Here is a 9,607-nt window from a genome sequence, read left to right on the forward strand (position 1 = left end):
GGTCACGCCGGCAGAGCCGTTCCCGCGCCGGGTTCATCCGGGTTGACCCGTGCGGTGGCCGTCAGCGCGGGCGTCCACCATTTCGCCAGCGCCAACAGATCGACGGCTTCTTCGTAGAGGTTTGTTGAACGGGAGCGCACCGCAAAAGCCTTATCGGGTGCCTCGGGTCGATGTCCGGCGGCCTTGGCCTCGGCGGCGCGCGCCAGTTCGAAAGCGGTTGTCGCGGAGTCTCGTTCGTCGGCCGGCACCGAGTGCTCATGGAGGAAATGGGCCAGCTGGTCCGGAGCCGTACTACGCACGTAGTGGCGCAGCTGCAGGATCGCGTCGCGGATTTCGATGACGGTTTGGTGCAGCTGGAGAGTGGTCTTCTGGAATCGCCGCTGGTCATGCTCGATACTGAAACTGCTTTCCGGCACCACGGCTGTCATGCTGAGCCGCAGTGGCTGTAAACGGTTCCAGGTGCGGCTGATGCGGTCCAACCCGAAAAACGAATGCAGCCTGACGACGAGCGGCACCGCACCGAAGAGATAGACGATGACGGCCCTCCATAGGAACTCCGAACCGTGAACCCGGACCCGGAATCCAACGGTGTGGGTCCAGCCGAGCTGGTCGCTCACCGCCAGCACCAGCGCCTCCATGCACGCTGCCGCCGTCACGACAACCGCAAGGATCGCGGCGGTGGCGAGCAGCGATTCGCGACGCTCGGTGGCTCTGATCAGCTCGGAGCCGAACATCCACAGCAGCCGCATCAACAGGATGACGCTCATGGTCAGGTACAGGCTCAGCGCCAGGACCGCGTCCCAGCCGCCGGACACCGCAAACGTCTGCCCCGCAACGCGCGCACGGGTACCCGCACCCAGGAATGCCACCGACAACGCGACGGCGGCCAGGCGGTAATAGCGGTGACTGCGGCGTGTTTCCTCCGGTGAGATCTTGTTCCACAGCATGGTGAACCCGACGAATTCACCGCTCGCTAAAATCATTGCGACGCAGGATAATTGCTGAGCGGTGGTCGCAGTCATGAGAGCGCTTTGGGACAACACCGCTTCGACCTTGCGCTCACGCAACAGCTGGGCCAGCAGCAGCCAAGCCATCACATTGTTGAGGTAGGTCTGGTACAGGTTGGCCCTGCACCATCGGAAACGCGCCGCGAGAACGATCGCCATGATCGTGATCACGGGCCACGCGATGATGCCCGGGATGGTGGAGGTCACTGGCGGCGGAAGAAGGCGCTACGCATCATGGAGTGACGTTCGGCCGCCTCAGCGGCGGCGATCAACAATAAAGACGCGAACATCTCGGCATCGCGCTCCTGGTCACTCGCGTAGTCGCCACGTCCCAACACCGCGCGCACCGTGTCGGGATCGAGGTCGGGCAAGGCCTGGCACACTGCCGCATCGCAGGGGCGGCTGGCGCTGCGACCGTGGTCCAGCAGGATATGCCCGATCTCGTGGCCCACGATCTGGTCGATGTGGTAGTCGGTGGTTCCGGTCTCGTGCAGGATCACGTCTTCGTCGTCGCAGGCCAGCCAGAGCCCGCACGGGCTGTCCGCCAGCGAGGCCGTATCCGCCGGGACGAGCCGGATGGGCCGGCCGCGCATTTGGCCCAGGTTCTCGATGAAAACGTTTCGGTCCCAGGGGACAGGGATCGGGAGCGTGCGCGTCAGCGCAAGGATGTCAGCGTTTGATGCCGGCATCGAGCTGGCCATCCCGCCGGGAGGAGATAGGGGGTAGTCGTTCGAGTTCGCGGAGGTGATCGACGATCGCTGCGAGGCTGTTGAGAGCCTGGGGAGTCAAGCCGGATGCACGGGCCGCCAGATCGCGTACGCCGTTGTCACGCAACGCCTGCAAGAGATTCAATTGCGCGTCGATCGCCGGGTCGGTGCCACGATCCACCAGATAGGACGGCGGCACGCCGAAATAGTCGGCGATCGCCCGTAAATGGGCGACGGTGGGGTTTGTCTTGAGGCCGCTTCTGAGTTGCCAAAGGTAAGCCGGGCTGATCGGGACGCCGGTTTTATCGGTGATTGCCGCCGCGGCCGCGGCGTTGGAGAGCGGGGGCGTGCCCGCCTTGCGCATCAGCTCGAAGAGCTTGTTCAGGCGCGCTGCCAACCCGCTGTCATCCGGCCCTTTGTCCTTGGTGCCATCGACTTCCAATGCACTCTCATTTCATCCGAACGTCACCTGTGTGTACTCATGTTACAGGCGCGCCCATGGCGACCCACCCCCGATTGGCCATGCTGTGCCTTTCCAGCTGCACGACCGTGACCTCGGGGTCTGTAGCCGGTGAAGCGCTTCACCGCGTTTATCCACAGGCGTCCCCGCTCGGTTTTACATTTTCATCAACGTACGGTTGAATGCGTGGCGTGTACTGCGGTGTACAGTTCGCCACGAGGTTTTCGCACCGTGAGTCGGCGATCGCCGCGCTCATTACCCAGTGCGGGGTCCCGGCTTTGCTGGCGAGCGGCGTGGGGCCAGTGCGATCGCGCTGGATCGACCTTCGATCATGGGGCGCCGATGCAATTGGCGTTTCACATCCCGCGCAGCCGCCTGGATCGCGCAGGCGAAGCAACGTACGGCGAATTGGACCAGCAGGACGCGAGGTTGTGGCATCGCGCAGCAAAGTCGAACTGGCGCCTGATGCCCGCCACAGACCAGTCCTGGCGTTGTCTACATGGCGCCCGACTCGGATATCGAGGCGCCACTAAAAGCCGCATTCCCCGTGCTGGCCAGCACCGCCGGCGTTGTTAGCCAGTTTGCAATCCAAGACCTGAACTTTCGTAGGCGTCGCTTCGATCGGCGGTCTCATCCGAAGTCGCGCGCTGGTTTTGTTGTTTGCTGGACACTGCTACTTAAGGCTGGTGTGAATCTATGAAACACCTGTATAACCCATGCAACAATTTACACGAGTGTCGAATCTCGGTGGGGGAAGACACTTTGCTGTCAAGCCAATTTAGGGGTATATTTTTGGCAAATACTGGGCTGGAGAGGGAGTTGAGTCCGGTGCATATGAAGAGCGAGTTGACGCGGCCGCCGGTGGGCAGGCTGCTGCGTCGGCCGCGGGGACGCGACAACAATCGGCCACAACGCTTGGCTGTCGTCGCAGGGGCTGGTCGTGGGCCCATTCGGGAGTCGAGGCGCCGCTTGCTGGGCGCATGCCTGGCTTTGAGGAACGCCATGGCGCCAAGGCCCCCTCAGCAAATGTAGGGTTGAAAATGCCCAGGGAAATCGCGTCGTCGTGGCCCATCGTGGGCCGCGATGTAGAGCTACGGCGGTCGCTTGCGGCGCTGAACAACTCGGAAATCCACGGGGTGGCATTGGTCGGGGACAGTGGGGTGGGCAAGTCCACACTGGCCCGCATGCTGGCCAAGACGGTCGAATCGGCAGGGCGCACGGTGCGATTCGCGCTGGGCACTCAAACGGGTTGCGCGGTGCCGCTGGGCGCGTTTTCCCGCGCGGTGAGCCTTCAAGCGGCGCACGAACCGGCGGTCATGCTGGCCGCCGCGCATAACACCTTGGGCCAAGACAAGAACCTGGTGGTCGTGGTCGACGACGCGCAGTTGCTCGATCCGCTATCGGCCACGTTGATCAATCAGCTCGCGGCAAGCCGTAGTGCGCGGTTGATCGTGACGATCCGGTCGCGTGAGCCGGTGCTCGATGCAGTCACTGCCTTGTTGAAAGAGCGCCTGTTGCTGACCGTCCATGTGGAACCGTTCAGCCGCGAGCAGACGGGACTTTTGGCCGGCGCTGTTCTGGGTGGTCCGGTCGAGTCCGGTCTGGTTGATGAGTTGTTTGAGCGCAGTGTGGGAAACCCGTTGCTGCTGCGTGGTTTTCTTACCGCGGGCCGGGAAAGTGGAGCATTGGTTCACACGGAGGGGGGCTGGCAACTGCGGGGCCCGCTGCGCGCGGATCGCGAACTTCACGATGTCCTGGGATTTCGGCTGCAATCGCTGAGTCCGGAGGAGCTCGAGGTGGTGGAGATCTTGGCCACCGCCGACGGGCTGAAGTGGGAGATCCTGCGCGACATCTGCGATGCAGAGACCATCGCAAGTCTGGAGCGCCGTGGCCTGATCCAGTTGGTTGCCGACGGATCCAACACCGTGGCGCAGTTGAATCACCCCATGCTCGGTGAAGCCGCGACCCGGCACGCTGGAATGGTGCGCGCCCGGCAACTCAACGGCAAATTGGCGCGAGCCCTACAGAAGCATGAGCGGGCCGGGGCCCGGCCGAGGCGGCCCGGCCTCCGCGGCCGGATCCGGTTGGCGCAGTTTATGATTCACAGCGACCTGGAACCCGACCTCGATGTGGTCATCGACGCGGCGCAGCACGCGCTGTCGATGTCGAATGTGGTGCTGGGTGAGGAACTGGCGAGGTTTGCGGTCGATCGCGGTGGGGGGTTGCCGGCCGCGTTGGTGCTTGCCGAGGCGGTGAGTTGGCAGGGCCGCGGCGACGAGGCGGACTCGGTGCTGGCTGATGCCGAACCCGACGGCGGCGACGACTTTATGATCGCGCGATGGGGCTGCCTGCGCGCCGCCAACTTCTTCTGGGGCTGCGGGGACGTCGAAGCCGCCACTCGGGAACTCGATGACGTGAAGAAGCGTGTCTCGTCCGAGGCCGGCGTGGGCCTCATCAATGCGTTGGAGCTGTCCGTTGGCTACTTCCATGGGGAAGTCGAAACGACGATCGAGGTTGGGCCGGGCCTGTGCGAGTCCGGTTTGGTGCCGGTGGCAACCGTTTGGGCAGTTTTCCCGACCTGCGGCGCATTGGCGGCGACCGGGCGCTTTTCCGAAGTCAGCCGCATAGCGGACATCGGGGTGCGTGCGGCTGAAGTGTGCGGATTGGGGCCGCATCGATTCAACATCGGGATGACCGAAATCATGGCCGCGACGGCGGCGGGGGATGATTGCGCGGCCGAGCGAATCTACAAGCGTTACGCCGCGATGGCTGGCGGTCTTCCCTCAGCGCAAGCCATGGTTGACGCGATGCTGGGACTCGTCCGGCTGAGCCGCGGAGAGCTGACCTCGGCGTGCGCTTTGTTCACCAGTGCAATCGCTGTGTTCGCAAAGGGTTATGCGTCACCGTGGTTGGTGGTGGTGGCGGCCTGGCAAGCCCAGGCCGAGGGGGCGCGCGGTGACAGCGCGGCGGCCACCGCGGCATTGCGACGCGCGGACAAAGCCTATGGACCGCACGTTGCGGTGTTTGTGCCAGAACTCGAGCTTGCGCGCGCCTGGGAGCGGGCAGCCGCCGGCGACGCGAAGGCCGCCCAGACGCATGCCATGCAAGCGGCGGAGATCGCGCGCGCCGCGGGGACGCACGTGATGGAGATGCGAGCACGCCACGCAGCGGTTCGCTTCGGCGATCATTCTCAGGCCGCCAGGCTGGAGAAGCTTGCCCGCATTTTGGACACGGCGCTGGCCGGGGCAGTCGCTGACCATGCCCGCGGTTTGGCGGAACGCGACGGCGATCGGCTCGATGCCACGGCGCGTTCATTCGCCGATCTCGGCGCCTTGGCTTGTGCCGCCGACGCAGCGGCGCATGCGGCCGGCGAACATGCCCGCCGGGGCGACCGCGCCAAGAGATTCGAGTCATCGGCCTGCGCACAAGCTTTGGCCAGGCGTTGCGAGTTGCGCACGCTGGCGCTCGAGGCTGCGATATGCCCGCTTCCCTTCAGCGACCGTGAGCGCGAGATAGTGAGTTTGGTCGCGGCCGGTTTGTCGAACCGTGACATCGCCGAGCGGTTGGTCATTTCGGTACGCACGGTGGAGGGACACCTCTATCGCCTTTTCACCAAGTTCGGCGTCAACAGTCGCGAACAGCTCGCCTTGCTGACGACCCGAGAGCCGTTTGCAGGGAAAGAGTTCTTCGGCCCCGGCAGTCGGTTGCTTGGTCACGGGGACGATGTTCACCCCTATGCGGGCTAAGTTTGTATAGCCGACCTATGGAATCCTAGTGGCCGCTACTCTATCTCGGCGCGCACACCACTCGACTTCTCTATAGATTCCATCGATGGCCGCTCGAGCGGCCATACGCTCCGGCGCATGATAGGTAGTCGGAAGCACACGATCCGGACCCCTGTTCGCGATGTCGACCCGCCCGGACCCGCAGATGCGGTCCCGCCGAGCGAATTTCAGGTAGTCGAGGACGTAATCCCGTCGGCCTGCTCGGGCATGGCCTCCGCTTCGCGTGACTTCTTCAGGCTTTATCTGGCAGCGGCGCGTTCCGGCTTTATGTAGCGCCGCGAACTCGACGGGTCGTCCGGCGGCTGCGAACCGCAGTGGCTCGCGGCATGCGGTAAGCGGTCCAGCAACAGTCTGGTGGCCATGTCGGCACCTCGGTGGGAGTGGGAGATACATCATTTGACGCAACGGGTTAATGGGTCGGCGTGGCCCATCGTGGGGCGCGATGTGGAGTTCCGGCGGTCACTCGCGGCGCTCAACAACGGGGACTTCAACGGGGTGGCGCTGGTCGGGGACAGTGGGGTGGGCAAGTCCACCCTGGCTCGCATGCTGGCAAAGACGGTCGAGTCGGCGGGGCGCACGGTGCGATTCGCGCTGGGCACTCAAACGGGTTGCGCTGTGCCGCTGGGTGCATTTTCTCGTGTGGTCAGCCTCGGAGTGGGACACGAACCGGCGATCATGCTGGCGGCCGCGCACAACACTCTGGGTCAGGACAAGAACCTGGTGGTGGTGGTCGACGAGGCGCAGTTGCTCGATCCCTTGTCGGCCACCTTGATCAATCAACTTGCGGCCGGCCGCAGTGCGCGGTTGATCGTGACGATCCGGTCCGGCGATCCGGTCTTGGACGCGGTGACTGCGTTGTTGAAAGAGCGCATGTTGCTGACCGTTCACATCGATCCCTTCACCCGCGAGCAGACCGCTCTATTGGCCGACGCGGTCCTGGGGGGTCCGGTCGAGTCTGGGCTGGTTGACGAGTTGTTTGAACGCAGTGCGGGAAATCTGTTGCTGCTGCGTGGTTTTCTCACGGCGGGCCGGGAAAGCGGGGCTTTGGTACACACCGATCGGGGCTGGCATCTTCAGGGCCCGCTGCGCCCGGATCGCGAACTCAACGATGCTCTGGAGTTTCGGCTGCAAGCGCTGAGTCCAGAGGAGTTGGAGGTGGTGGAGCTCTTGGCCACCGCCGAATTGCTGGAGTTGGAAATCCTGCGTGACATCTGCGATGCGGACGCAATGGCAAACCTGGAGCGCCGTGGTCTGATCCAGTTGGTTGCCGACGGTTCCCACACCGTGGCGCAGTTGAATCACCCCATGCTCGGTGAAGCCGCGGTCCGCCATGCCGGGGTGGTGCGCTCGCGGCAGCTCAACGGCATATTGGCGAAGGCCCTTAAACGGCATTTGCGGGCGGTGGGGCGGCGCTCGCAGATCTCGGATCCCCGCGGCCGTATCCACTTGGCGCAGTTCATGATGCGCAGCGACTTGGAAGCCGACCTCGATGTGGCTGTCAAGGCGGCGGCGGATGCGTTGGCGATGTCGAATGTGGCCCTGGGTGAGGAGCTGGCGAGGTTTGCAGTCGATCGTGGTGGAGGGCTGCCGGCCGCGTTGGTGCTTGCCGAGGCGGTGAGTTGGCAGGGCCGCGGCGACGAGGCCGAGTCCATCCTCATGGACGCCGACGTCGAGGAAGCCGACGAATGGTCGATCGCGCGGTGGGGTTGTCTGCGCGCTGCGAACTTGGCATGGGGATGCGGTGACGCCGAAGCCGCGATGCGCGTACTCACCGACGTGAAACAGCGTCTCGTGACCGAGGGCGGTCTCGAGCTGGTCAATGCGTGCGAGCTTTCGATCGGGTTCTTTCGCGGAGATATCGAGACGACGATCGAGCTTGGGCCCGGGCTGTGTGAGCCCGGTGTAGTCCCGATGGCGACCGTGTGGGCGGCTGTCGCGACATGCGGTGCCTTGATGGCGGCCGGACGTTTTTCCGAAGTCAGCGGCATAGCCGCTGCCGGCGTGCGTGCGACGGCGCTCTGCAGGGCGGGAACGCAGCGGTTCGCGATCGGACTGGCCGAGGTTATGGTTGCGACCGCCGCCGGTGACTATCCGGCGGCCGACCGAATCCATAGGCGTTACGCCGCAATGGCTACGGGCCTTCCTGCAGCGGAGGCCATGGTCGACGCGATGCTCGGGCTCGTGCAGGTCACCCGCGGTGAGCTCTCGAGAGCGTGCTCCACTCTCGCACGGTCCATTTCCCAACTGTCCCAGGGCTTTCCGTCACCTTGGTTGCTGGTGGTGGCCGCCCTGCTGGCCCAGGCCGAGGGGACGCGGGGGGACGGTGCGGCGGCGGCAGCGGCTTTGCGGCATGCGGAGGAAGCATATGGACCACATGTCGCGGTGTTCTTGCCCGAACTGGAACTCGCCCGGGCCTGGGAGCGAGCAGCTGTCGGCGACACGGCGGCCGCCCAGACACATGCAGCGCAAGCGGCGCAGATCGCGCGGACAGCCGGGATGTACGTTGCCGAGATGCGGGCCTGCCATGCAGCCATTCGCTTCGGCGATCGTTCGCAGGCCACGCGAGTGGATGAGCTCGCCCGAACCTTGAACTCCGCATCGGCGCAAGCGGTCGCCGACCACGCCCGCGGTCTGGCACAACACGACGGCGACCTACTCGATGCCGCGGCCCATCGATTCGCCGATCTCGGCGCATTGGCTTTCGCCGCCGATGCGGCGGCTCAGGCGGCCGGCGAACATGCTCACCGGGGCGAGCGTCGTAAGGAGGTCGAGTCGTCGACGTGGGCGCACGCGTTGGCCAACCAATGCGGGTCACGCACACCGGCCCTCGAAGCCGCGGCGCACCCGCTTCCCTTCAGCGGACGCGAGCGTCAGATCGTCAATTTGGTCGCGGCAGGGCTGTCTAACCGCGAGATCGCCGACCGGCTGGTCATCTCGGTACGCACGGTGGAGGGACACCTGTACCGCCTATTCACCAAACTCGGCATCAACAATCGTGACCAACTCATTCATCTGATCAACCGAGATGCGTCATGAGGCAACGCGTTGTCAGGGCATTGGGCGGGGTTGCCGGTAGGGGCTGCGCCACCGGCCCGTGGTCCGCCTACGCCTGGAGATAGCAGCAACCAACTGAAAACCGAAAATCCCTCCTGCGCAAAGGAATAGCAGGTGGGGTCCTACCACGCGACCAGCGCGTCCAACTACTGAGCCCGGATTCGTCCAGGGCACAAGACGACGACATCGGCACGTCATGACGGACGTTCCGCAATTGACCCACGCCCATCGATACAAGCATCCAGATCTTCGCGAAGCTCGATGTCCGTCTTCGGGCTGGGCAGTGTCGCCACATAAGGAACAACGTCGGCGTTGACAGCGAAAATCACTGGTGTGCAAGCTAATTCGTATTACTAGGTTAATTTTCGGTTGTGCAATTTCCTGTCGCTGCGGAGCCACCACTCTGTCGGCGCGCGCGTACCACTCTATGTGGGGGTCCAGACTACGCTACCGACTTGATAAGCCTGACAACAGGATTGAAACCCACGACGCTCGGGATCATGCACTTCATCAAGACCGCTTCAGCGCGCGCGGTCAGCAACAGCTAGTGCACTCAACTGTTCGGCTCATGCCAAAGCGAAATTTGGAGGACTG

At 64.1% G+C, this 9,607-nt stretch carries 5 protein-coding genes; 2 read left to right on the forward strand and 3 right to left on the reverse strand.

The genetic code is table 11. From position 1 onward, the window contains the following. Window positions 1–2: 2 nt before the first annotated feature. The 3 genes from MTY59_RS19600 to MTY59_RS19610 are packed head-to-tail and all read right to left on the reverse strand — an operon-like array spanning window position 3 to window position 2,078. Window positions 3–1,214 carry a DUF6545 domain-containing protein gene (locus MTY59_RS19600; protein ID WP_221042616.1) on the reverse strand — a complete coding sequence of 404 codons (1,212 nt, stop codon included), beginning with the start codon at window positions 1,212–1,214 and terminating at the stop codon, window positions 3–5. Beyond that, window positions 1,211–1,708 (reverse strand): hypothetical protein, encoded by a 498-nt coding sequence (locus tag MTY59_RS19605; protein WP_250160604.1) that lies wholly within the window; start codon window positions 1,706–1,708, stop codon window positions 1,211–1,213. The genes MTY59_RS19600 and MTY59_RS19605 overlap by 4 nt, the downstream gene beginning before the upstream one ends. Further along, a complete protein-coding gene (locus tag MTY59_RS19610) occupies window positions 1,677–2,078 on the reverse strand; it encodes a helix-turn-helix domain-containing protein (protein ID WP_250160883.1) in 402 nt (133 codons plus the stop codon). Before MTY59_RS19610 ends, MTY59_RS19605 begins: the two co-directional genes overlap by 32 nt. 1,136 nt (window positions 2,079–3,214) lie before the next feature. On the opposite strand from MTY59_RS19610, the gene MTY59_RS19615 reads away from it, so the two are divergent. Further along, window positions 3,215–5,920 (forward strand): LuxR C-terminal-related transcriptional regulator, encoded by a 2,706-nt coding sequence (locus MTY59_RS19615; protein ID WP_221042618.1) that lies wholly within the window; start codon window positions 3,215–3,217, stop codon window positions 5,918–5,920. Between the two features lie 483 nt (window positions 5,921–6,403). Then, entirely contained in the window at window positions 6,404–8,995 is a 2,592-nt protein-coding gene (locus MTY59_RS19620) for a helix-turn-helix transcriptional regulator (RefSeq protein ID WP_250160884.1), read from the forward strand. Window positions 8,996–9,607 lie beyond the last annotated feature (612 nt).

The sequence above is a fragment of the Mycobacterium senriense genome, from assembly GCF_019668465.1.
GTDB lineage: Bacteria > Actinomycetota > Actinomycetes > Mycobacteriales > Mycobacteriaceae > Mycobacterium > Mycobacterium senriense.

Excerpts from the sequence above, each read along its gene's own strand:
- MTY59_RS19605 (WP_250160604.1), bottom strand. The coding sequence starts at position 1,708 with ATGGCCAGCTCGATGCCGGCATCAAACGCTGACATCCTTGCGCTGACG.
- MTY59_RS19610 (WP_250160883.1), bottom strand. The coding sequence starts at position 2,078 with ATGCGCAAGGCGGGCACGCCCCCGCTCTCCAACGCCGCGGCCGCGGCG.
- MTY59_RS19615 (WP_221042618.1), top strand. The coding sequence starts at position 3,215 with ATGCCCAGGGAAATCGCGTCGTCGTGGCCCATCGTGGGCCGCGATGTA.